General features: G+C 68.3%; 20 protein-coding genes. 11 read left to right on the forward strand and 9 right to left on the reverse strand.

Annotation, left to right across the window (positions count from 1 at the left end):
- Nucleotides 1-2: 2 nt before the first annotated feature.
- Nucleotides 3-1,277: a saccharopine dehydrogenase C-terminal domain-containing protein gene (locus E3T24_RS03015; RefSeq protein ID WP_134368019.1), complete on the reverse strand. Its 1,275-nt coding sequence runs from the start codon at nucleotides 1,275-1,277 to the stop codon at nucleotides 3-5.
- Nucleotides 1,278-1,427: 150 nt separating this feature from the next.
- Here E3T24_RS03015 and E3T24_RS03020 point away from each other — a divergent pair, with 150 nt between their 5' ends.
- The 5 genes from E3T24_RS03020 to E3T24_RS03040 all read left to right on the forward strand — a co-directional run bounded on the left by E3T24_RS03020 (nucleotide 1,428) and on the right by E3T24_RS03040 (nucleotide 9,596).
- Nucleotides 1,428-4,394, forward strand: coding sequence for an aminotransferase (locus E3T24_RS03020; RefSeq protein ID WP_134434269.1), 2,967 nt, complete (start codon nucleotides 1,428-1,430; stop codon nucleotides 4,392-4,394).
- Nucleotides 4,395-4,564: 170 nt separating this feature from the next.
- Nucleotides 4,565-5,203, forward strand: a complete 639-nt coding sequence (locus E3T24_RS03025; protein ID WP_241978601.1) for a CoA pyrophosphatase — start codon at nucleotides 4,565-4,567, stop codon at nucleotides 5,201-5,203.
- Between the two features lie 46 nt (nucleotides 5,204-5,249).
- Nucleotides 5,250-6,635: a hypothetical protein gene (locus E3T24_RS03030; RefSeq protein ID WP_160141111.1), complete on the forward strand. Its 1,386-nt coding sequence runs from the start codon at nucleotides 5,250-5,252 to the stop codon at nucleotides 6,633-6,635.
- 163 nt (nucleotides 6,636-6,798) lie between these two features.
- Nucleotides 6,799-8,172 carry an NAD-dependent succinate-semialdehyde dehydrogenase gene (locus tag E3T24_RS03035; RefSeq protein ID WP_134368016.1) on the forward strand — a complete coding sequence of 458 codons (1,374 nt, stop codon included), beginning with the start codon at nucleotides 6,799-6,801 and terminating at the stop codon, nucleotides 8,170-8,172.
- Between the two features lie 170 nt (nucleotides 8,173-8,342).
- Nucleotides 8,343-9,596 (forward strand): MFS transporter, encoded by a 1,254-nt coding sequence (locus tag E3T24_RS03040; protein WP_134368015.1) that lies wholly within the window; start codon nucleotides 8,343-8,345, stop codon nucleotides 9,594-9,596.
- Between the two features lie 19 nt (nucleotides 9,597-9,615).
- On the opposite strand, the gene E3T24_RS17830 is transcribed toward E3T24_RS03040, so the two are convergent.
- The 6 genes from E3T24_RS17830 to trxA form a co-directional block, all read right to left on the reverse strand.
- The gene (locus tag E3T24_RS17830; protein WP_241978599.1) at nucleotides 9,616-10,866 is read right to left on the reverse strand and encodes an HAD-IC family P-type ATPase; all 1,251 of its coding nucleotides are present in this window, start codon (nucleotides 10,864-10,866) and stop codon (nucleotides 9,616-9,618) included.
- On the reverse strand, nucleotides 10,806-11,186 hold the full coding sequence (locus E3T24_RS17835; RefSeq protein WP_241978600.1) for a hypothetical protein: 381 nt from the start codon (nucleotides 11,184-11,186) through the stop codon (nucleotides 10,806-10,808). The genes E3T24_RS17830 and E3T24_RS17835 overlap by 61 nt, the downstream gene beginning before the upstream one ends.
- 9 nt (nucleotides 11,187-11,195) lie before the next feature.
- Entirely contained in the window at nucleotides 11,196-12,410 is a 1,215-nt protein-coding gene (locus E3T24_RS17840; protein ID WP_241975754.1) for an HAD-IC family P-type ATPase, read from the reverse strand.
- 83 nt (nucleotides 12,411-12,493) lie between these two features.
- A complete protein-coding gene (gene ppk2 / locus E3T24_RS03050; RefSeq protein WP_174776535.1) occupies nucleotides 12,494-13,339 on the reverse strand; it encodes a polyphosphate kinase 2 in 846 nt (281 codons plus the stop codon).
- 333 nt (nucleotides 13,340-13,672) lie between these two features.
- Nucleotides 13,673-14,923 (reverse strand): MFS transporter, encoded by a 1,251-nt coding sequence (locus E3T24_RS03060; RefSeq protein ID WP_166787161.1) that lies wholly within the window; start codon nucleotides 14,921-14,923, stop codon nucleotides 13,673-13,675.
- A 64-nt stretch (nucleotides 14,924-14,987) separates the two neighbouring features.
- Nucleotides 14,988-15,377, reverse strand: a complete 390-nt coding sequence (trxA, locus tag E3T24_RS03065) for a thioredoxin (protein ID WP_134368013.1) — start codon at nucleotides 15,375-15,377, stop codon at nucleotides 14,988-14,990.
- A 113-nt stretch (nucleotides 15,378-15,490) separates the two neighbouring features.
- On the opposite strand from trxA, the gene E3T24_RS03070 reads away from it, so the two are divergent.
- The 4 genes from E3T24_RS03070 (at nucleotide 15,491) to E3T24_RS03085 (ending at nucleotide 19,012) form a co-directional block, all read left to right on the forward strand.
- Nucleotides 15,491-16,852 carry an MBL fold metallo-hydrolase gene (locus E3T24_RS03070; protein WP_134368012.1) on the forward strand — a complete coding sequence of 454 codons (1,362 nt, stop codon included), beginning with the start codon at nucleotides 15,491-15,493 and terminating at the stop codon, nucleotides 16,850-16,852.
- A gap of 4 nt (nucleotides 16,853-16,856) precedes the next feature.
- Nucleotides 16,857-17,921, forward strand: a complete 1,065-nt coding sequence (locus E3T24_RS03075) for a HoxN/HupN/NixA family nickel/cobalt transporter (protein ID WP_198416051.1) — start codon at nucleotides 16,857-16,859, stop codon at nucleotides 17,919-17,921.
- Nucleotides 17,921-18,244: a rhodanese-like domain-containing protein gene (locus E3T24_RS03080; protein ID WP_134368011.1), complete on the forward strand. Its 324-nt coding sequence runs from the start codon at nucleotides 17,921-17,923 to the stop codon at nucleotides 18,242-18,244. Before E3T24_RS03075 ends, E3T24_RS03080 begins: the two co-directional genes overlap by 1 nt.
- Before the next feature lie 87 nt (nucleotides 18,245-18,331).
- Nucleotides 18,332-19,012 (forward strand): PIG-L deacetylase family protein, encoded by a 681-nt coding sequence (locus E3T24_RS03085; protein WP_134368010.1) that lies wholly within the window; start codon nucleotides 18,332-18,334, stop codon nucleotides 19,010-19,012.
- 193 nt (nucleotides 19,013-19,205) lie between these two features.
- Here the strand turns inward: E3T24_RS03085 and E3T24_RS03090 are convergent, their stop codons facing one another.
- Nucleotides 19,206-20,840, reverse strand: coding sequence for an FAD/NAD(P)-binding oxidoreductase (locus tag E3T24_RS03090; protein WP_134434270.1), 1,635 nt, complete (start codon nucleotides 20,838-20,840; stop codon nucleotides 19,206-19,208).
- Nucleotides 20,841-20,963: 123 nt separating this feature from the next.
- On the opposite strand from E3T24_RS03090, the gene E3T24_RS03095 reads away from it, so the two are divergent.
- Complete coding sequence (locus E3T24_RS03095) at nucleotides 20,964-21,341, forward strand: metalloregulator ArsR/SmtB family transcription factor (protein WP_134368008.1); 378 nt, start codon at nucleotides 20,964-20,966, stop codon at nucleotides 21,339-21,341.
- Nucleotides 21,338-21,835 (forward strand): SRPBCC domain-containing protein, encoded by a 498-nt coding sequence (locus tag E3T24_RS03100; protein ID WP_134368007.1) that lies wholly within the window; start codon nucleotides 21,338-21,340, stop codon nucleotides 21,833-21,835. The genes E3T24_RS03095 and E3T24_RS03100 overlap by 4 nt, the downstream gene beginning before the upstream one ends.
- A gap of 195 nt (nucleotides 21,836-22,030) precedes the next feature.
- On the opposite strand, the gene E3T24_RS03105 is transcribed toward E3T24_RS03100, so the two are convergent.
- Nucleotides 22,031-23,611: an alkaline phosphatase PhoX gene (locus E3T24_RS03105; protein WP_134434271.1), complete on the reverse strand. Its 1,581-nt coding sequence runs from the start codon at nucleotides 23,609-23,611 to the stop codon at nucleotides 22,031-22,033.
- Nucleotides 23,612-23,667 lie beyond the last annotated feature (56 nt).

Raw genomic sequence — 23,667 nt, forward strand, 5'->3', positions numbered from 1 at the left:
ATTCAGCCGCGCAAGCGGTCCTGGAAACCCCACGACTGGCCGTAGCCGGCGGGCTCGGGTGCCTGCATCAACTCGAGGAAAGGCTTTGCATCAAAGGCTTCCGGGCCCAGTACTCCGACGCCGCCCCACTCGCCTCCGGCGAGCAATTCCAACGCAATCACCGGATTGAGTGCGGTCTGCCACACCACGCACTGGGCGTCGTATTCCTTCATCGTCCACTCGTTGTCGCTGACGTGGTACAGGTAGACCTCTCGGGGGGCACCGTCCAGCCCCAAGCCGGTGACCCATACGCCGGCGCAGGTCTTTCCCGTCATTCGGGGTCCGATTGACGCCGGGTCAGGCAGGCAGGCCGCGACGACGTCGCGGGGAGCGACCATCGCGGAACCGGCCGCGGCTCGCACTCGCACCGGTTCGACGCTGTCGAGGCCGAGCAGGTGCAGGGTCTTCAGAACGCCGATGAATTCCTCACCGAGCCCGTATTTGAAGGTGACCCGCTTCGCTTCTAGCCAGCGCGGCATTAGGAGCACCTCTTCGTGCTCAACGTTCACGCACTCGACCGGGCCGATCCCCTCGGGGAAGTCGAACATCTCGGGCTCGCTGAACGGGGCCGTCGTGAACCAGCCGCGGTCCCTTTCGAAGATCACCGGAGGGTTGAGGCACTCTTCGATTGTGGTCCAGATGCTGAACGACGGTGCGAAGATCTCATTGCCGTTCTCGTCCCGGACGATCAGGTTCGCGCCATCACGGGTGCCGAGTTCGTCGATCTCGCTGAACAGGTGGTCGGAAGCGTACCGCGCGAACACGTCAGAGAGCCCCGGCTCCACGCCCATCCCGACCAGGGCCAGGCGTCCGGTGTTCTCCCAATCGGCGGCCTGCGCGAACTGCTCGTCGCCGAGTTTGACCCCGGTCTGGGCGAGCGGGTCGGTGGGATGCGGCTTTGACATGCTCATCGCCATGTCGACGTAGTCGGCACCGGCAGCGAGGGATCCCGCGAATATGCTGGAAACGAACTTCGGTTCGACGGCATTCATCACGTGGGTGGCCCCGTGCTCGAGGGCAACTGCTGCCACCCGCTCGGGGTCTGATGCGTCGATCTGCACGGCCTTGAACCGGGCGGAGACGTCTTCTCCGTGCTTGGCTGAGATCGAAGCGACGGTGCGCTCCGCGCGGCGGAGGTCGTAGTCGCTGACCACGATCAGTTCATAGAAGGAACGGCGAGCGATGATCTTGGCGAAAGCGTCGCCGACGCCGCCGGCTCCAACTAGAAGAATTTTCATTCTCTGAAGCTATATTAGGCTATCCGTCATTGTCACCCAAAATAACGGACGTAAACAACCAAAACAAGTCCAAAAAGTACGGAATCCGCATTCCGTGGTCGTGCAGGCAGGCGGCCGGGATTCAGTGCGCGAACTGCGAGGAGCGTCGACGTGTCCGATTTTGATTTCTTCAGTGGCGAGGGACTCGTCCGCCCGGACATCACCACGACGGACGCCGAGTCCATGGCGGCGTCGCTTTTCGGGGTCCTGGGCACGGCCCGCGAACTCGGCAGCCAGCAGGACCGCAACTTCCTGATCACGCGCCATGACGCGGCTCCAGGCGCCCAGCGGTACGTGCTCAAGGTCGACAACCCCGCCTTCTCCGCCACGGAGCTGGCCGCGCAGGACGCGGTGATGGAGTACCTGTCCGCACGCGGGATGCGGGTGCCGCGGCCGGTGCACGGACTGAACGGCAGCATCCGTCAGCACTGGCCGGCCGCGGAGGCCACCCTCCCCGTGCGGCTGCTGACGTTCATCGAAGGGCCCTCGCTCGAGGCGCAGGGCTATCTGGCCCCGCCGGTGGTCAGGGCGCTGGGCCGGCTCTCGGGCACGACGGCAATGCACCTGCGGGACTTCGCGGCGGACGGGCTCGACCGCACGTTGCAGTGGGACCTGCGCAACGCGAAAGCCGTGATCGACCTGCTGGTGCACTGGGTGCCCGAGGAGGAGACCCGGGCGCGGCTGAGCGCCATCGCCGACAGCGCCGCCGCGCGCCTCGCGGGCGTGGTGTCCGGCCTCCGGCTGCAGACCATCCACGGGGACATCACCGATGACAACGTGATCTGCCGGGTGCTGCCGAACGGCCACCACCTGCCCGAGGGGGTCATCGACTTCGGCGACCTCGGAACCGGGTGGCTGGTCGCGGAGCTCGCGGTCACCACCGCATCCGTGCTGCACCACGTTCCGGACAATCCGTTCGCGGCCCTCGAGGCGATCGTCGCCTTCGACGAGGTGGTTCCCCTGACCGACGACGAGATCGTAGCGCTCTGGCCGCTGATCGTGCTCCGCGGGGCGGTGCTGGTGGCCAGCGGCGAGCAGCAGGTGCGCATCGACGAGGACAACGACTACGCCCGCCACCGGATGGACGCGGAATGGCACGTGTTCGCCGCGGCCAGCGCGATCGGCTGGGAGGAGGCGGAGGCGGCCATCCGGCAGGCGCTGGGCCGGCCGTCCCGGGCCGGTGCCGAGCCCGAAACGATCGCCCCCGACAGGATCGTGCCGCTGATCCCCGCGCTCGCCGGTGGCGACTGCGAACTGCTCGACTTCACGGTGACCAGCCCGGCCCTGGCCGACGGCCTCTGGCAGCAAACGGATGCCGAGGGGCAGCTCGCGCGCGCAGCCCTCACCCGTCGCCGCGTCGCCGTCGCCCCCTACGGCCAGTTCCGGCTCACCCGGACCCAGTCGCTGTCGCGGCGGGAACCGCACACGTTCGCCCTGTTCACCGAGGTCTTCCTGCCCGCCGGATCGGAGCTCATCGCGCCCGCGGACGCCGTGGTCACCGCCGTCGAGGTCACAGAGGAGGGTGACGGGGACAGCCTGGTCCTGGCCCTGGCCGGGATCGAGCTGCGCATCGGCGGCGTCACGTCGGGTCTCACACCCGGGGCAGCGGTCGCCGCGGGGGAGACCCTGGGCGTTTCGAGCCCGGCCGGCCGGGTGACCGTGCAGGAGCTCACCCGCCCGGGCCTGCCGGCCCCGCACTTCGCGCAGCCCTCCCGCGCCGCCGCCTGGGCCCGACTCGCCCCGGACCCGGCGCGGTGGCTCGGGATGGCGCCGCAGGCATCCGTCGTCGACCCCGCGGGGGAGCTGGCCCGGCGCGCCGCCGTCATGGCCGCCGCGCAGGAGAAGTACTACGAGCAGCCGCCGCAGATCGAACGGGGGTGGCGCGAACTGCTCATCGACACCCGGGGCCGCTCCTACGTCGACATGGTCAACAACGTCGCCGTGATCGGACACAGCCACCCCCGGTTCAGCCGGGCCGTGGGCGACCAGCTGCGGCTGCTGAACACGAATTCCCGGTTCCTCTACTCGGCGCTGGCCGACCTCTGCGAGCGGATCGTGGCCAAATCGCCCGACCCCGGCCTCGACACCGTGCTGCTGGTCAACAGCGGGAGCGAGGCCGTAGACCTGGCCCTGCGCCTGGCCCGGATCCACACCGGCCGGGGCGGCGTCGTCGCCCTCCGGGAGGGCTACCACGGCTGGACGATGGCGTCCGACGCCGTGTCGACCTCCGCCTTCGACAACCCGCACGCCGTGGCCTCGCGGCCCGACTGGGTGCACATCATCGATGCACCGAACTCCTATCGGGGTCGGCACCGAGGCGCCGCGGCGGCGGCGGACTACGCGGCCGATCTGGCGCACCTCCTGGCCGACCCGGACGGCCCCGGAGGCGACCTGGCCGCCTTCATCTCCGAGCCCGTGCTGGGCAACGCCGGCGGCGTCGTGCCCCCGGAGGGCTACCTCGACCTCGTCTACGAACAGATCCGTGCCCACGGCGGGCTGTGCATCGCCGACGAGGTGCAGGTCGGCTACGGCCGCCTCGGCAGCCACTTCTGGGGCTCGGCGCAGCAGGGCGTCGTCCCGGACATCATCACCGTGGCCAAGGCCATGGGCAACGGCTATCCGCTCGGCGCGGTGCTCACCCGCCGCGACATCGCCGAATCCCTGGCCCGCGAGGGCAACTTCTTTTCCTCGGCCGGCGGCAGCCCGGTCAGCTGCGTCGCGGGCCTGGCCGTGCTCGACGTCATCCGGGACGAATCCCTGCAGGAGAATGCGGATGCCGTCGGCCGGCACCTGGCGGGCCGGCTCGCGCTCCTCGCGGAGCGGCATCCTCTGATCGGGATGGTGCACGGCATGGGCCTGTATCTGGGAGTGGAGCTCGTGCGCGATCGGGACTCCCTGGAACCGGCGACCAGTGAGACGACAGCGATCTGCGAACGGATGCTGGAGCTCGGCGTGATCGTGCAGCCCACCTCGGAGCGGCAGAACGTGCTCAAGATCAAACCGCCCCTGTGCCTGAGCCGGGAGAGCGCCGACTTCTTCGTGGACCGGCTCGACGAGGTGCTGCAGGATGGCTGGTAGCATGCCCGACGTGCCTGACCACCCGACGTGCCTGACCACCCGACGTGCCTGACCACCCGCGCGCCGACCACCCCAGTGCCGAGCACCCCAGTGCCGAGCACCCCAGTGCCGACCACCCCAGTGCCGAGCTGGCGGCGCTCTGCGAGCGCGGTCTCGACTGGCGCACCGACCTGTCGCGGGTGCTGCCGGACTCGTCCCGCGCCCGCCACGCCGCCGTGCTCGTGCTGTTCGGTGTTCTCGACTCCGCGCCCGCGAGTGCGCCCGCCAGTGGGCCGGCGCGGACGCCGGGGCAGGGGAACGGGCACGTCGGACGAGATCTGGATGTGCTCCTGCTGCGGCGGGCGGCCACCCTCGGGAGTCACCCGGGGCAGATCGCCTTCCCGGGCGGCCGACTCGAGGCCGCCGACGCCGGCCCGATCGCGGCGGCGCTGCGGGAGGCCGTCGAGGAGACGGGACTCGACCCGCACGGGCTCGAACCGCTCGGCACCCTTCCGGCGCTGGCGGTGCCCGTGAGCAACCATCTCGTCACGCCCGTGCCGGCGTGGTGGACGCGCCCGTCCCAGGTGGCCGCGATCGACCACGACGAAACCGTCGACGTGTTCCGGATGCCCGTGGCGGACCTGCTCGACCCGGCCAACCGGGTGAGCACGACGCACACCTACGGCAACCGCAGCTACCGCGCCCCGGCGTTCACCGTCGACGGCAAACTGGTTTGGGGGTTCACCGCCATCGTCCTCTCGCGCATGTTCGAAGAGCTCCGCTGGGCGACGCCGTGGGACCGCGACCGGGTCGTCGAACCCGACAGCTGAACGGAAATCGGGGGAGAAGTGCTCTGCTCCGGGGTAACGTATGCCGATGACCCCGGATACCGAGCTTGCCCCGCAGAGACCGCACTATCGCAGGGCCTGGCTCGACGCCAAGCTGATCGGGCCGCTCAGCATCGCCGCGCTCGTGGGCGCCCTCGCCGTGCTGTGGGTCGTGTTCCGGCCGGCCGGCGAAGGTCTTCCCCAGCTTCTCGGGGAATTCCTCGGCGCCGAGGGCGTGCTCCTGCTCTCCATCGGCCTGGTTCTGATCAGCACCCTCCGCTCGGTCGAGCAATGGTTCAACGGGATCGACCACGCCGCGCTGTGGCACCGCAGGGTCAACATCGCCGGGATGGTCGCGATCTCCCTGCACGCCCTGGTGACCGCGGACGTGCAGGCAACGGACATCGGCCCGAAGCTCGGCCAGATCGGGCTCATCGGCCTCGCCCTGCTCACCGTCTGGGCGATCGCGCCGCGCTGGCTCTCGTTCGTGCCGAAACGGCTGCGGCTGCAGGTGCTGGGGAGTCTCCCCAGAGTGACGGGCTCGAGAGTGGTGCGCCTGGCCGGCATCCCGTTCCGCAGTTACGCCCTCTGGCGCTTCGTCCACCGCTTCACCGGGGTGTTCGTCGCCTTCGGCTTCGTGCACGGCCTGCTCGACGGAAGCATGTTCGGCTCGGCCGTGCTCCGGTGGACCTACCTCGTCATCGGCGGCACGGGGCTGGCCTTCTACCTCTACCGGGAACTGCTCGCCCGTCGCTTCGCCCGCACCTACGACTACCAGGTGGAGTCCGTGCAGCCGATCTCCGACAAGCTGGTCGAGATTGCGCTGAAGCCGCTGGGCCGACGCTTCGAGTACCGGGCCGGCCAGTTCGCCATCCTGCACCTCGAGGCCAGGGACGGCTGGCACCGGCATCCGTTCAGCATCGCCAGCGCACCCGCGGACGCCAACGTGCGGGTCGCGGTCGGGGCGCTCGGGGACTTCACCTCCGACATCGCGAACCTGGTCGCCCCGGGCATGCCGGCGGTGATCAACAGCCCGCACGGTCACTTCGACTACCGTCGGGGCACCGAGCGGCAGGTGTGGATCGCCGGCGGCATCGGCGTCGCGCCGATCCTCAGCTGGCTCCGGGACGCCACACCCGGCACTCTGCCCACCCGCGTCGACCTCTACTTCAGTTCCCGAGGGCCCGCACCGTACGGCGCGGAGATCCGCGAGCTGGCGGCCCGCCACGATTCCATCCACCTGCACCTGATCGACACCTCAACCGAGCCGCGGCTGAGCCTGGCGGGCGTCCTCGGGGCGGCCGAGTGCCCGCCCCGGGAACTGTCAGCGTTCATCTGCGGGCCCGAGGTGATGGTGAACGCCTTCCAGAAGGGCCTGCAGCGGTCAGGCGTCAGGGCGGCGAACGTGCACCGGGAGTACTACAACCTCCGTTGAGCGCCGGGGCCGGGTGTGAGAGCCGGCGGGCCCGAGATCGGTCGGCGCAAATGCTCCCTAAAAGCTCTGATTGCGGCAGACTGTAACGACACGAACCCGGCCTGCTCCGGCAGCAACGGGCCCATTCTCAATCGGCGTCAGCGAAGAAACCTGTGGAGAAAACATGAACAAATACGTAGTCACGAACCCCGCCACCGGGGCCAGCGGAACCAGCTTTGCCCTGGCAACGGACACGGAGGTGACCGACGCCGTCGGCACCGCGGACCGTGCCCACAGCGACTTCTCCCGCCGCACGTCGGTGGCCGAGCGTGCCGCCCTGATGCAGCGCGTCGCCGACTTGCACACCGAGCGCCGCGAGCACCTCGCCGAACTCATCGTGCGCGAGATGGGCAAGCCCGTCGAGCAGGCGCTCGGCGAGGTCGACTTCTCCGCCGACATCTACTCCTACTACGCGACCCACGGCGAGGCGTTCCTCGCCGACGAACCGATCGAGCTCCTCGGCGGGGAAGGCTCCGCCTTCATCCGCAACGCCTCCCTCGGCGTGCTCCTCGGGATCATGCCGTGGAACTTCCCCTACTACCAGGTCGCCCGCTTCGCCGGCCCGAACCTGGTGCTCGGCAACACGATCCTGCTCAAGCACGCCTCGCAGTGCCCCGAATCGGCCGCCGCCATCGAGCAGATATTCACGGATGCCGGCTTCCCGGAGGGCGCGTACCGCAACCTCTACGCGTCCAGCGCCCAGATCGCCGACATCATCATCCCGGATCCCCGCGTCTGCGGCGTGTCCCTGACCGGTTCTGAGGGGGCGGGAGCCGCCGTCGCCGAGGTCGCAGGCCGCAACCTCAAGAAGGTCGTGCTCGAACTCGGCGGATCCGACCCGTTCATTCTGCTCAGCACGGACGACCTCGAGGAAGCCGTCGACGCCGCCGTCGAGGCTCGCATGGACAACTCCGGCCAGTCCTGCAACGCGGCCAAGCGGTTCATCGTGATCGACGGCCTGTACGACGCCTTCGTGGAGAGCTTCACGGCGAAGATGACCGGCAAGATCCCTGCAGACCCCCTGTCTCCGGACACGACGCTGGGCCCGCTCTCGTCCCTCGGTGCCGCCGAGGGCCTCGAGGAGCAGCTCCAGCGCGCCGAGACCCAGGGCGCCACCGTTCACGCCCGCGGGCGCCGCGACGGCGCCTTCTTCTCGCCCACGGTACTCACCGGAGTCTCCCCGCAGAGCGACGCCTACCGGGAAGAGTTCTTCGGCCCGGTCGCGGCCGTCTACCGCGTGCAGGACGAGGCCGAGGCCGTGCAGGTGGCCAACGACATCCCCTACGGCCTGGGGTCCTACCTCTTCACGACGGATCCGGAGCAGGCCCTGCGCATCGCCGATCAGATCGACGCCGGGATGGTCTTCATCAACGGCTCGCTCCTCGACGGTCCGGAACTTCCCTTCGGCGGAGTGAAGCGGTCCGGCTTCGGACGGGAACTGGGCCGCTTCGGCATCGCGGAGTTCGCCAACAAGAAGCTCATCCGCATCCTGAAGTAACGCCGGGGGTTACCCGGGGCGCCGCTCGGGCGGCGACGTGACCGCCGGTCATCGTCGCCGTCCGGCCGCGATCATCCGCTCTTCGTGGCTTCCGAGGCGTAGCCATCCACGCCGACCGGGTCGATGATTGCAGGTGTGACGGGCTGGAGCGTGCCGATGGGTCGTGGGGTGTGAACCCCGCGGCGCTGCGGGTGCAGCGAATCTACCTGGTCCTGCTGCTCGGCAACACGCTGGCGGCGTCGTTCATCTGGGGCATCAACACCCTGTTCCTGCTCGACGCGGGGCTGTCGAACTTCGAAGCCTTCGCCGCGAACGCGTTCTTCACCGTGGGCATGGTGATTTTCGAGATCCCGACCGGGGTGGTCGCCGATACGGCGGGGAGGAAGGTCTCCTATCTGCTCGGGACGGTCACCCTGTCCGTCACCACCGGGCTGTACTGGATGCTGTGGCTCTGGCATGCTTCGTTCGTCTGGTGGGCGGTCGTGTCCGTGTTGCTGGGGCTCGGCTTCACCTTCTTTTCCGGCGCGGTGGACGCCTGGCTGTTCGACGCGCTGACGTGGACCGGGTACACCGGCAGCTGGGAGGCCGTGTTCGGCCGCGGGCTCGCAGTGACGGGCATCGCGATGTTCGCCGGCTCGGTGCTCGGCGGCGTGATCGCGCAGGCGACCGATCTCGGGGTTCCGTTCCTGCTGCGCGCCGGGGTGCTGATCCTGATGTTCCTGTTCGCGTCCGTCGTGATGAAGGACCTCGGTTTCACCCCTGATCGCGGGACGGGTCCGCTCAAGGCGACCCGGAACGTGCTGACCCAGTCGATCGAGCACGGGCTCGGGAAGCGCTCCGTGCGCTACGTGATTCTGTCCGCGCCGTTCGCCTCCGGAGTCGGGATCTATGCCTTCTATGCGCTGCAGCCCTACCTGCTCGACCTCTACGGCGACCCGTCGGCGTATTCCATCGCCGGGCTGGCCGCTGCGATCCTCTCCGTGGCGCAGGTGGCCGGCGGCATTCTTGCGCCCCGGATCCGCGGCCTGTTCGCCCGGCGCACCACCATGGTGATCGGGGCTTCCCTCACCAGCGTCGCCGCGCTCGTCGTGCTCGGCCTGAACAGTCTGTTCTCCCTCGCGGTCGTATTCCTGGCGGTCTGGGGGTTCGTGGTCGCCGTCGCCGCACCGGTGCGGCAGGGTTACCTCAACGACATGATCCCGTCGAAGCAGCGCGCGACCGTGCTGTCCTTTGACTCGCTGTTCGGAAGCTTCGGTGGGGTATTCATCCAGCCGGGCCTCGGTCGCTCCGCCGACCTCTGGGGATACGGGACCTCGCTGGTGATCGGCGGCCTCGTGGAACTCATCGGGATCCCGATTCTGTTCGCCAGCCGACGACAGCGCGATCCCGCCGACACGACCGGGGCGCGGCCTCCGCGCCCCTGAACGCCGCGGTCTGTTCTGACTACAAGTCCACCCGGTCGGCGGCCACGGGCAGAGCCACCTGGGCCGTGGCCGGCTCGGCGTATCGGGTCCGGGTCCGGGCCCGGATGAAGAACTTGCCCAGTTCGCCGAGCAGCAGCAGTGCCACGGCCGGCACCAGGCAGATCGCCCACTGGGCGCCGGTGAGGGGAACGGTGCCGAACACGTCCTGCAGCAGCCGGATCTGCGTGATCAGCATCGAGAGGATGACGGCCCGGGCGAAGGCCCAGAGCAGTCTCGAGTTGGACAACGTGGACGGCCCGAAGGCGCTCTCGGTGGGGTAGCGCAGGTTGAGCGCGACGCTGATGTTCATCAACCCGAGGCCGACGATGGCCATGGTCTGTTCGACCTCGAGCGAGTCATAGCTGGTCTTGCCGATCTGCACGAGGACCAGCGTCGCGGCGGCCATGAACAGCCCCACCAGGAGCAGCCGGATCATCATCGCGCGCACGATGATCGGTTCGTTGAACGGCCGGGGCCTTCGGTCCATGATGCCCGGCGTCGACAGGTCCAGGCCCATCACGGCGCCGATGGGTGCGACGATCGCCATGTGGATCCAGAGCACCTGGGCCGGGTCGAGCAGCGCCGTCCCCGCGATGGCGAAGGCCGACGAGCCGAGGAACGCCAGGATGAACATGAACAGGTTGGCAACCTGGACGCGAATGAACTTCTGCAGGTTGTCATAGACCAGCCGGCCCTGCTCGACCGCGGCCACGATGGTGGCGAAGTTGTCGTCGGCCAGGATCATCTTGGCCGCTTGCTTGGCGACGTCGGTGCCCGTGATGCCCATCGCGATCCCGATGTCGGCCGCAGCGATGGCCGGCGCGTCGTTCACGCCGTCGCCGGTCATCGCGACGATGTGGCCCTTGCGTTTGAGCACCTGCACGAGCCTGACCTTGTGCTCCGGGGCTACCCGGGCGATCACGCCGATCTCGTCCACCTGGCTGTCGGCCTCCGCGTCGCTCATGGCTGCGAACTCCGCACCGGTCACCGCGCGGCCCTCGATGCCCAGCTCCGCCGCAATCGCGGCCGCGGTGACGGCTTGGTCGCCGGTGATCATCCGCACCCGGATGCCGGCCCGCTTCGCCGTGGCGATCGCGGCCACCGCCTCGGCGCGCGGCGGGTCGACCTCGCCGATCAGCGCCGACAGTTCCAGATCCTGCATCAACGCCATCAGGCCGCCGGCCGGGTCGAACGTCGACGGGTCGAACTCGCGCTGGACCAGGGCGAGCACCCGTCGGCCCTGGCCGCGATCCGGTCGTTCTCGGCCAGCACCTTCTTGCGCGTCTCCGCGCTGAGGGGTTCCGCTCGGCCGCCCGGCATCCGTCCCGACGAAGACCGGGAGAGGAGCACGTCGGGGGCGCCCTTTACATAGGCCCGGATCACCGGCCGGCCGTCGGCCCCGGTCATCAGGTGGAAGGTGGCCATGAACTTGTAGTCGGAGTCGAACGGCACCGACGCCACGCGCGGATGACTCCGGCGGAACTCCCGCACGTCCATGCCGCCCTTCTGGGCGAGCACGTACAGGGCACCCTCGGTGGGGTCACCGACCACCTGGCCGTCCTAGATGTCGGAGTCGTTGCACAGTGCGCACGAGAACATCACGTAGTCCAGGTTGCGCTCGGCGTCGCCGGTCGTGCGCTGCACCTGACCGTCGAAGCTGTAGCCCTCCCCACTCACGGTGTAGTGGTGCTGCACGGTTGTGATCTCTCGCGCCGTCATCTGGTTCAGTGTCAGGGTTCCGGCCTTGTCGGAGTTGATGGCCGACGTGGAGCCCAGCGTCGGGGCCGCGGGCAGGACCTTCATGATGGCGTTCTTCCGGGCCATGTTGACCGAGCCCACGGACAGGATCGTCGTCACGACGGCAGGCAGCGCGTCGGGGATGGAGCCGACGGCCAGGGCCACGCCGATGCCGAAGAGCACCGTGAAGGATTCGCCCTGGATCAGGCCCATCACCACGATCGCCACGAAGGCGAAGAGTGCCGCGATGATGATGAAGATGGTGAGCCGGTCCACCTGCCTGGTGAGCGGGCTCTTCTCCACCTTCTGGCTGGCCAGCATGTTGGCGATGTGGCCGACCTCTGAGCCCATGCCCGTCGTGGTGACGAGGATTTCACCGTGGCCGCGGGTCACGTTGGTGTTCATGAACGCCATGTTGAGGCGGTCGCCGAGCGGCACGTCGGAACGCCCGATGGCCTCGGTGTTCTTCTCGACCGCCACGCTCTCGCCGGTCAGGGCGCCTTCCTCCACCTGCAGGGTCGCCGCCAGGATCACGCGGCCGTCGGCGGGCACGCGGTCGCCCGCATCGACGACCACGATGTCGCCCGGCACGATCTGGTCGGCGGGGATCTCGGCGATGTCGCCGTCGCGGCGCACCTTGGCCACCGACTTCATCATCTTCCCCAGGGAGGCCGCGGCCGCTTCAGCCTTGCCCTCCTGGTGGTATCCCAGCCAGGCGTTGAACAGCGTCAGCACGGCCAGCCCCACAGCGGTCCCGTACTCATTGATCAGCAGGCTGACCAGCACGGCGGCGACGAGCACGATCTGCATGTAGTCGCGATAGTGCTTGAAGAACCGCTTCCAGACCGGCTCCGGCTTGGCGGCGACCAGCGCGTTCGGGCCCTTCTCCTGCATCCGCTGCCGGGCCGTGTCGGCGCTCAGCCCCGTGGCCGGGTCCACCCCCAGCCGGCTCGCCACCTCCTCGGGTGTGAGTGCGTACCAGCTCGCCGCCGAGGCGGCAGCCGCGGGCCCTGCGGGGACTTCGTAACTGTGCTTCATGAGCTTCTCCTGATCACCTGTTCCCCCGTGTTTTCTCCCAGCAGTGACTTCTTCGGGCACCGCTGTCCAACGCGGGGCATCGCTCAGTTCGGGGTTGGGATCTGCCGCATCATCAGTGTCGGTTCGCGGTAGTGGCCGGCCTTCTGCCGTTTCGGCAGCTCGACGTCGAGCCCGGGGAACGGTTCGTACGGCACCTGGCTGAGCAGGTGGCTGATAATATTGGGCCGGCCGCGCTTCTTGTCGTCGGTGTGTGCGACGTACCAGGGCGCCCAGGCGGTGTCGGTCGCCTCGAACATGGCGTCCCTGGCGCGCGAGTAGTCGTACCAGCGGCCGTAGGACTTGAGGTCCATCGGCGAGAGTTTCCAGGTCTTGCGGGGATCGTTGATGCGGCTCTCGAGTCGCCGGGTCTGCTCGTCCGCGCTGACCTCCAGCCAGTACGTGAGCAGGATGATCCCGGAGTCTTCCATCGCCTTCTCGACCAGCGGCGTCATGCTCAGGAAATGCTCGGTCTGTTCCGGCGTGCAGAAGCCCATCACGGGCTCGACGCCCGCGCGGTTGTACCAGCTGCGGTCGAAGATGACCACCTCGCCCGCGGCCGGGAAGTGCTCCATGTAGCGCTGGATGTGCATCTGGGACTTTTCCCGCTCGGTCGGGGTGGGGAGCGCCACCACCCGGAACACCCGGGGGCTGACCCGCTCGACGATGCGCTTGATCGTGCCGCCCTTGCCGGCCGTGTCGCGTCCCTCGAAGACGATGCAGATCTTGGCCCCGGTGGATTTCACCCACTCCTGCATGGCGACCAACTCGCCCTGCAGCGGGGCCAGTTCTGCCTCGTACTGCTTGCGGCGGAGCTTCGCCCCGTCCTGCGGTCGGAATTTTTCTTCTTCTTCTTGCCCATAACCGGCCTCCTTGTCGGAAGTGAAGAGCAACAGACCGCGTTCCCCAGTGTTGCCCGGGGTCGGCGACAGGGCAATCAAAAAAATCGCCCCTGAAGATACTCAGGGGCGACTTCTGTCTTTCTTTGAACTGATCAGCTGCCGGAGAACAGCCGGGCGAAGAAGCCCTTGGTCGGGGCGTCATTCTCGTGTCCGCGGCACCGCTCGGCGCCGGGGACGCCGCGCATCACCTGGTCGACGTGCTGACCGCACCCCGCCCATGTCGTTTTCCCGCACTTCTTGCACGTAACCGCTCGGCACATATGTTTCTCCTGTTCGTTGAACTCGTTAAAACCAAGATACCCCATGGGGTATACGGTCACCTATTCAGGCGGTCCGTGGGACGTGGTCGCTGCCGCGCATTCGGACGGCGACGATCAGCCCAGAGGCGGCGGTGAGGACCGCGACGACGGCGACCGCGGCGGGGATTCCGAAGGCGTCGGCCAGCAGGCCGGAGAGCAGCGCGCCCACGGCGAATCCGCCGTCACGCCACAGGCGGTAGATGCCCACGGATCGGGCTCGCCACTCCGGGTGGGCGACGTCCCCGATCGCGGCCAGCAGGGTCGGGTAGACCATGGCCGTTCCGGCGCCGAGCAGCACGGCGGCGACCAGCCAGATCTCGAAGCTGTGGCCGCCGGCGACCAGGCCGAGGGCGAGTGCCTGCACGATCATCCCGCCGACGATCAACCACTTGCGGCCGATCCGGTCGGACAGGCCGCCGGTGATGAGCTGGCCGGCTCCCCAGACGGCCGGGTAGACGGCCGCCAGGATGCCGATGCGCGCGATGCTCAGGCCGCCTGCGGCGAACAGGATCGGGAACAACCCCCAGGCCAGGCCGTCGTTGAGATTGTTGACCAGGCCGGCCTGGCTGACCGAGGACAGCGACCGGTCCCGGAAACTGGTGAGGGTGAACACCTGCCGGTTGCTCAGGTCGCCGCCGGCATGGGCGTGCACGGACACATGGCCGGCCGCCTCCGCTTTCGCGTGCTGGTGTGTTTCGCGCACGAAGACCACCGAGAGCCCGGTGCCCAGGGCGATGTAGACGGCGCCGAGCAGGAAGGGGCCGGGACGCAGCCCGTACTCGGCGGCGATGTACCCGGTGGCCAGGGCCGTGCTGGCCAGGCCCAGGTAGCCGGCCGCCTCGTTGAACCCCATGGCCAGGCCTCGCCGGTTCGGGCCGACGAGGTCCATCTTCATCATCACCGTGGTGGACCAGGTCAGTCCCTGGCTGATGCCGAGGATGACGTTGGCGGCCACGATCCAGCCCCAGGTCGGGCCGAAGATCAGCAGCAACGGCACGGGCAGCGCAATCAACCAGCCGGCGACGAGCACGGGCTTGCGCCCGAACCGGTCGGAGAGGGTGCCGGCGAAGTAGTTGGTGCCGGCCTTGGCCAGGCCGAACGCGACGATGTAGGTCAGCGCGCTCGTGTAGCGGTCGAGGTGGAAGACCTGGTCCGCCAGGAGCGGCAGGACCGTGCGTTCCTGGCCGAGGGTGCCGCCGACGAGGGCGTTGACGGCCACCAGCAGCATGAATTGGGGCAGGTTCTGCCGCAGGCCGAGCGCGACTGTTCCCAGCATCGGTACTCGTTCCGTCGCGGGGGTATTGCGGGCGCTCACGGCGGTCGGCTGCCGAGACTGCCGGTTAGGCGGAGGCCGGTTGGGCCTGGGCGGCGGCCTGCTGGGCGGCGATGGTGGTGCGCACCTCGTCCATGTCCAGGTTCCGCACACCCGCGATGAGCTCGTCCAGGGAAGACGCATTCAGCGCGCCGGGCTGGGAGAACACGAGCACCTTGTCACGGAAGGCCATCAGGGTTGGAATCGAGCGGATGCCGGCGGCGGCGGCCAGGCTCTGCTCTGCCTCGGTGTCGACCTTGGCGAAGGCGATGTCCGGGTGCTTCTCGGATGCCGCGGTGAAGGTGGGCGCGAACATGCGGCACGGGCCGCACCAGCCGGCCCAGAAATCCACCAGCACAATGCTGTTGGTCGTGATGGTCTCGTCGAACGTCTTCTCGGTGATGTCAATGGTTGCCATGCATCCAGAATATACCCCCTGGGGTATTTTGTGCAAGGACTTGCTTCCAGATACCCCGGGGGGTATGTTGGCCTGAAACCCGATCCGCATTCAGACCTGGAGGACTTCGAACCATGGACGTCATCGTTATCGAAACCCCGCAGTTGGGGGACCGCAGCTATCTGGTCCATGACGGCGCTGTCGCGCTGGTCATCGACCCCCAGCGGGACACCGACCGCGTGGAGAACGCGGCCCGTGAAGCCGGAGTCAGCATCACCCACGTCGCCGAGACTCACTTGCACAACGACTACGTGACCGGGGGTTTCGAGCTGGCTCGCTCGCACGATGCGAAGTACCTGGTCAACGCCGCCGACCCGGTGAAGTTCGAGCGGGAGCCCGTGACGGACGGCCAGGTCATCGCGGTCGGAAACCTGACGGTCACCGTTGTCGCCACCCCGGGTCACACCCACACGCACGTCTCCTACATCGTCAGCGACGGCACCACCGAGGCCGTGTTCTCCGGCGGCAGCCTGCTGTTCGGATCCGTCGGGCGCACCGACCTGGTCGCGGCCACCGACACGGTCGGACTCACCCACGACCAGTACGCCTCGGTGCGCAAGCTCGTGCACGAGGCCGAGCATGACGCCGCCCTCTTCCCGACCCACGGGTTCGGCTCGTTCTGCTCCAGCGGCCCGGCGACCGGCGCAGGCTCCTCCACCATCGGAGAACAGCTCACGGCCAACCACGCCCTGACCGATGCCGATGAGGAGCACTTCGTGCGCGACCTCATCGCCAACCTCACCGCCTACCCGTCGTACTACGCGCACATGGCGCCCGCCAACACCCAGGGTCCGGGCCCGGCGAACCTGCAGGTGCCCGAGTCCCTGGACGCCGCCGAACTCACCCGCCGGCTCGCCGACGGGGAATGGGTGATCGACCTGCGCAACCGGGTCGCGTTCTCCAGCAACCACCTGCAGGGCGCCGTGAGCTTCGAATACGGCAACGGATCCAACTTCACCACCTATCTCGGCTGGGTTCTGCCCTGGAACGAGCAGCTCACCCTCGTCGGCGCCCACGCCGACGTCGAAGACGCGATCCGTGACCTGTCCAGGATCGGCATCGATTCCCCGGATGCCGCCATCGGCACCGACCCGCACGCCCTGGCCCCGGACGCCCCGCTCGCCTCCTACGACCGCGTGGGCTGGGACGGGATGCTGCAGGGCCGTGCGGCCGAAGACGTGCTCCTGGACACGCGTCGAATCGACGAGTTCGCCGCGTCCCACCTGCTCGGCGCCGTTAATGTTCCCCTGCACGAGATCCTGTCCCGGATGGACGAGATCCCCGCGGGCAAGGTCTGGGTGCACTGCGGTTCCGGCTACCGGGCTGGCGTCGCTGCCAGCCTGTTGCAGCGCGCCGGACGGGACGTCGTCCACGTCGACGCGAACTTCGGCGACGCCGAGGCTGCCGGAGTCACGATGGCCGCGCAGGCCGCCTGATCCCGTGACGGTGCTCCGAACGGCCGCCCTCCCGGCCGAGAAGCGAAGCCTCCTCGGCATGGGGGCGGCCGTTCTGGCCCTCCACGTCATCGGCTGGGGCACCCTGTTCCTGTTGGTGCTGCCGCACCTGGCGCGGTCCGGCGGCAACACCGCCGTCCTGCTCGGGCTGGCGGTCAGCGCCTACCTGCTGGGGGTTCGGCACGCCTTCGACGCCGACCACATCGTCGCGATCGACAACACCACCCGCCGGCTGGTCGCCGCCGGGCGCCGTCCCGTCTCGGTGGGGTTCTGGTTCGCGCTGGGGCACTCCACCGTCGTCCTGGTCTCCGTGGTGCTGCTGGTCGTCGGCATCAACGCCTTCGCCGGCAGCCTCGCGGACGAGGGTTCCGCGCTCCGCCAGGTCACCGGCGTGTGGGGCGCCGCCGTCTCCGGCGGGTTCCTCATCCTGATGGGGGCCCTCAACCTGTCTTCCCTGAAAGGTCTGCGACAGGTGCTGCGGGACATCCGCGCCGGGCGGTTCGTGCCGAGCGAACTCGACAGGCACCTGGACAACCGCGGCCTGGTCAACCGGCTGCTCCGACCGATGTCACGGCTCGTGGATGCCCCCTGGAAGATGTTCCCGATCGGGGTGCTTTTCGGCCTCGGCCTAGACACGGCGGCATCCGTCAGCCTGTTCGTCTTCGCCGGCGCCCTCACGCCGGAGCTGCCCTGGTATGCGGCCGTGGTCCTCCCGGTCGTGTTCATGGCCGGGATGACCCTGTTCGACAGCGCGGACGGAATCCTGATGAACCACGTCTACCAGTGGGCATCCGTCGACCCGCTGCGGAAGGTGTACTACAACCTGATCGTGACCGGCGTGTCCGTGTTCGTCGCCTTTTTCGTCGGCGGGATGGGCCTGATGTCCATGCTCGCGGACCTCGGAATCGGCGGCGGAACCGCGGACCTGTTCGCGGCGGTCGACCTTGAATTCTTCGGCGTGATCCTGATCGGCGCCTTCGCGCTGGCCTGGCTCTCCGCGACCCTGTGGTGGAGATTCCGCTCCGCCCCTTCACCCGAAAGGCACCCATGATGGAAATCACCCCGCAGCAGGTCTTCGCCCGGCTGGCCGACACCCCACTCGCCGACGCCCAGATCGTCGACGTTCGGGAAACGGCGGAGCTCGCCGACGGCATGATCGACGGCGCCATCCACATCCCGCTCAGTACCGTTCCCGAACGCCACGGCGAGTTGGACAGGGCCAGGCCGGTCATCGTGGTCTGCCGCAGCGGCCGCCGGAGTGCCAGCGCGGCCGATCAGCTGTCCCAGGTGGGGTTCGACGCGTATACGATGGCCGGCGGCATGCTCGAGTGGGCGGCCCTGGGCTTCCCGACGGTCGTGCCCCTCACGCACTGACTCACGCACTGGCTCACGCACTGGCTCACGCACTGGCTCACGCACTGGCTCACGCACTGGGCCAGGGTGGGCGGTACTGTCGAGACCATGCCGCATCCCACTGCCAGCTCTCTCCCCACCTGGTCCTCCGTGCTCGTGGTCGTCGCGCACCCCGATGACGAGTCATTCGGGCTGGGCGCGATCCTCAACGCCTTCTCCGGTGCCGGAGCCGGAGTCGACCTGCTCTGCTTCACCCAGGGGGAGGCGTCCACGCTGCACGGAGTCCCCGGGGACCTCGCCCAGGTGCGCAAGGCCGAGCTGGATGCCGCGGCGTCGGCCCTGGGCGTGCAGCGGACCACGCTCCGCGACTACGCGGACGGTGCGCTCGACGCCGTGAACCTGGACACTCTGGCGGCGGAGGTGGTCGCCGCGGCCGAATCCGCGCGTCCCGACGGGCTTCTGGTCTTCGACGACTCCGGCGTGACCGGTCACCCCGACCACGTTGCGGCCACGGCGGTCGCCCTGGCCGCGGCAGAGACCCTGAACCTCCCGGTCCTGGGTTGGACCCTTCCGGGCAGCGTGGCGCTGGACCTGAACCGGGAATACGGAGCCGCCTTCACGGGGCACCCCGACGCCGAGATCGATCTGCGGATCAGCGTCGACCGGGAGAGGCAGCACGCCGCGATCCAGGCTCACGCCAGCCAGGCCGTGCCCGGAAGCGTGTTGTGGCGCCGGCTGGAACTGCTCGGCGACGCCGAGAACCTCCGCTGGCTGCGCCCGCCGACCTGACCACCCCGCTCCCACCCCCCTCGCGAACCAATTCGACGGAGATTTTCGCCTAAAACCCCCTTTTTGGAGTGTTCTGGGCCGATCCGGGCAAAATCTCCGTCGAATTCGTCAGGGACGGACGTGCTCTGAGGCGTCACGCCTCAGAACGTCCTCCGCGCATCCTCATCGGCCACGTCCGTGACGACTCACTCGACTAGTGATGCCGCTTGGCCGGCATGAACATCGTGAAGTTCAGCCTGAGGAACCGGACGAACTGAACGAAGAGGTTGCTGCGCCGACGCAACTCCCTCGCGTCGGGCAGCGGGGCGGTGTCGATTCGATGCTGTGCGTTGTCCATGGGGTTCTCCTGGAGCCGGGTCTCGGTTATTTCGGGGATCAGATACCAGAGCGGGTACGCCTTGGCCTTGTAGATGAACATGGTGTGCAGCACTCGCTTGACCCAGTGGGCGGCGAGACCGATGTCGCCGGTTGTCTCCTTCGGATCCCGTCCGCCCGTGTTCGGGTGGCGGGCGTGGTCGGGCACGATCGGGGACATCGACATGGCCGCCGCGGTGCCGGAGAGGATCCCGGTGCCGGTGGAGGCGATGCAGGCAGCCGCCATCTCTCCCATTGACCCGTGGTGGGTGGGCTCCGTCGCTCCGGTGAGGATCATGTCCGCGATCGTCAGGGCGACGATCTTGCCCATCGCGCCCGACGGCATGCCGGTGCGCGGGGGAGAAGGCGCGATGGCGACGTCGCCCGGTGTGGCGTAGGGGCGGGAGATGGCATGCGGCGGGGCGAAGGCGATCCCGACGCCGAACACGTTCCGGTACGAGGGCGTCTGGTAGGTTCTCGGCCAGTCCTGCGCCGTCCACTGCTCGTAGGGCTTGGCCTCGTAGTTCGCGTCGACGCGCATGAACCCGCTGGGGGCGAAGACCTTGTCGGTGATCTCGACGCCGTCTCGGTCGAAGGCCGTTAGCCCGACCCCGCGGAACGGGGGCAGGAGCATCGCAAAATCGAACGACTGAGTGTTCTCTGATCCGTCGATCTGGGTGTAGTGGATCAGTCCCGGCTCGATCCCGGTGACGGCGGCCTGGGTGATCGCCTTCATCGTGCGTTCCCGGAAGAGCGACTCCATCCACGCCTCGCTGGTGACGCGCCGGCCCCCAGTGGAGAAGGTCATGCCGCCCACGCCGACGTCGCCGAGTTCGTGCTCGTTGGTGAGGTAGATCACCTGGGCCAGGTCGCGAACCCCGGCGTTCCGCAGCTCCTGCTCCACGTTGAAGGCGTACTCGAAGGCGGCGCCCTCGCAGGTGCAGGTACCGTGTCCGACGCCCACGACGAGCGTCTGAGGGGTGCCCGCCCTGAGTGTGGCGATGACCTCCGCGAGCCGGGCGGCGGCATCCACCGCATGGCTCGGAGTGCACACCGACACGGTGTTCCCGGCATCCGGGCCCAGACCGGGCGTGGCCTCGAAATTGAGTTTCGGCCCGGTGGCGTTCACCAGGTAGTCATAACGGATGCGCTCCGTCCGGCCCACGCGCGCGGGGTCGGTGTAGACCACGTCGACGGCGCCGCGGGGGCTTTCCGCATCGCCCTCCGGGTAGAGCGTCACCGCCTTCGCCTGCCGGAAGCCGATGCCCTTGCGCCGGTAGATCGGGGCCAGCGGGAAGACGACCCTGGACGGGCTCATCCTGCCGACCCCGACCCAGATGTTGGAGGGGATCCAGTTCCACTTCGAATTGGGCGACACCACGACGACCTCGTGGCGCTTGCCGAGACGCTTCTTCAGATAGAGCGCTGCGGTGTGGCCGGATACCCCGGCTCCCAGGACGACGACATGTGCCATTTCAGACCCCACATTTTCAGTAACGGTGCTGTTGCGTCGACACCACCCCTATACCCGTGGGGTATCTATGGATCGGAAATAATGCTTGCGCCTCGGTGCCCAGGAGGTCTAAAGTACAACCAAATGGTTGCACAAAACATGCAGGACGACGAAGTGGATCGCATCTTCCAGGCGCTCGCCGATGCGACCCGCCGGGACATCGTGGTGCGCGTCGCGCAGCGCGAGCAGTCGGTGACGGCGCTCGCCGCGAGCTACGCCATGAGCTTCGCCGCGGTGCAGAAGCACGTGGCGGTGCTGGAACGCGCGTCCCTCGTCGTCAAGGAACGCCGGGGAAGGGAGCAGATCGTGCACGGAAACCTCGAGACCGTGCGCCGGGCGGCCCGCCTGCTCGAGCACTACGAGGAAGTGTGGCGGTTTCGCGCCCAGAGCATTAGCGACATCCTGCGGGAAGACCCCAATGAACCAGGAAATGAACAGGATCGAGAAGGAGAGAAATCATGACCGTCGTTAGTTCACAAACCGACACCGAGGCGCTCACCCTCACATTCGTGGCCGATTTCGACGCGAGCGTGCAGCGGGTGTGGCGCCTCTGGCAGGACCCTCGCCAGCTCGAGCGGTGGTGGGGCCCGCCGACCTGGCCGGCCACCTTCGAGCGGCACGACTTCGTGCCCGGCGGCCGGTCGAATTACTTCATGACCGGCCCGGAGGGCGAGAAGGGGGCCGGCTGGTGGGTGACCACGCTGATTGAGCCGCCGCACCGGTTGGAGTTCGAGGACGGGTTCGCCGACGAGAACGGCGATCCGGTCGCCCAGATGGGCTCGGTGCGGGCGGTGGTGACCCTGGACGAAGCCGGAGGGCGCACCCGAATGACCATGGTGTCCACGTTCGAGAGCCTGGACCAGCTGCAGAAGATGACCGAGATGGGCATGGAAGAGGGCATGCGGCAGGCACTGGGGCAGATCGATACGCTGCTCGCCGAGGACGTCAGCGCCTGAGCGGGTGCCTGATCGTGCCGCCGTCCTCGGCAGGCTCCCACTCGCGGCCCACCCTGGGGACGCGGGCGCCCGTTAGACCATGCGCCGCCGGTCACAGGGTGCGCCACGAACCGCGGGTTCGCTCTCACACACGAGAGATGCCCCGGTTGCTGGCGGCAACCGGGGCATCTCTCGTGGTGCGGAACGGGTTGCGGGCTAGTCCCGGTCGTTCTTGCCGTCGTGCCGGTCGTCGCCGTGCGAGTCCGCGGCGGCCGCGGTGTGCAGCTCCCACGTCACGTTGTCGCCGTGCTGCTGGGTCCAGAACGTGCGCCAGTCGCCGCCCATCATCTGCGGGGTCTGGGCGCCGAGGATTCCGGCGGCCGTCGGGTCACCGTTGGAAACGTGGATGCCCGTGATCTCGTTGTCGCCGTCGTTGTAGCCGGGGCTGGTGTTGTGGTCGTAGGTCGCGGAGGCGTCGCGGCCCTCGGCCAGCCAGCGCACGGCCTCCGGAGCCTTCTTGCCCTTCCCGGCGAGGTCCAGAAGGTAGCCGGAGTCGAGGGCGTCGCGCTGGGCGTGCAGGGAGTCGCCGGCATCCTCGACCACCATCAGCTTGTCCTTGCTCGCGAACTGGATGTTGTCCAGGCCCGTGTGCTCCAGGTCGCCGAGGAACGCGGGGGACAGCTTGCCGGTCTGCGCCGTCGGAGACGACTGGCTCAGGCGGAACACGCCGCCGAAGGCGCCCGGGAGGGTGCTGCCCTTGTCGGTGTCGCCGGTCTCGGTGAAGTAGAACTCGCCGAAATTCGTTCCGGGGCGGAAGACGCCGTTCTCGGGACGTTTGAACGGGGTGGCGCCGGCGGCCGCGGCGGCAGCGGTCGCGCTGTTGTTGGCCCCGGTGGTGACCGTGACCCACGTCGTGTTGAATGACGCACCGTAGCTGTGCAGGTCGGTGACGAACTGGTCGGACGGGTTGTCCGCGAGCTGCTTGGCCGTGACGGGGGAGCCGTCGGCACGGTTCACCTGCAGGGCCTGCAGGGTGCCGGTGGACAGGTCGCCCGCCTTCGTCGGGGTGAAGCGGTAGACGTAGCTGTTGGGGACCTTGCCGCCGGCCTTCTTGGCGCCGCCGATGTCCTCAACCAGCCACACGTTGCCGGCGGAGTCGTTCTGAATGCCCTCATAGCCGCCGGAGCCGAGCGCCGGGAGCGGCACGATCTTGCCGTCGACCGGGTCGCCCTTGTCATCGAGGGTGATGCCGAAGACGCCGCCCTTGGGCGCCGTGGCTTCGGCGGCCAAGAGGAGCTGGTGTGTGAACGGATCCCAGGTGATGCCGTCGAAGGTGGGAACGGCGGCCCCGTCCGAACGGGTGTCCGCGATCAGGGTGACCCTCTTGGTCAGGTCCTTTTCGTCGAGATCGATGCGGGTGACGTAGCCCTGCGGTCCGCCTTCGTGGCCCTGGAACAGGTAGTGCTTTGCGCCGAAGACGAGGTAGACGTTCTTGTCCGGCTCGGTCTTGAACGCCTCTTTCGCGTCCTGAGTCAGCGGTCCGCCGTTGGCCGTGTTGTACCCGTAGTGGGACACTCCGCCGTGCGGGTTTGCCAGTGGAAGCTGGCCGTAGGCAACGGGGCTCTGCTCGAGGCCGGCAGCGAGCACATTGTTCTGGATGCCGAACGCGGAGTTGGCTGCGACTCCGGCGGTGCCCGAGTCCGGCGTCGCCGTCGCGGGAAGCGAGGCTGTGGTGAGCACGGCCAGACCCAGTCCCAGGCCCACCGCCGTGGTCACACCGATTTTCGTGAACTTCATCGTGTCCTCCTCAGGGGGGGCTGGTGCCCGACCCGCAGATCAGACAAGTCCGCCCA

Origin of the sequence: Cryobacterium sp. TmT2-59 (genome assembly GCF_004403545.1) — a bacterium.
GTDB classification, from domain to species: Bacteria; Actinomycetota; Actinomycetes; order Actinomycetales; family Microbacteriaceae; genus Cryobacterium; species Cryobacterium shii.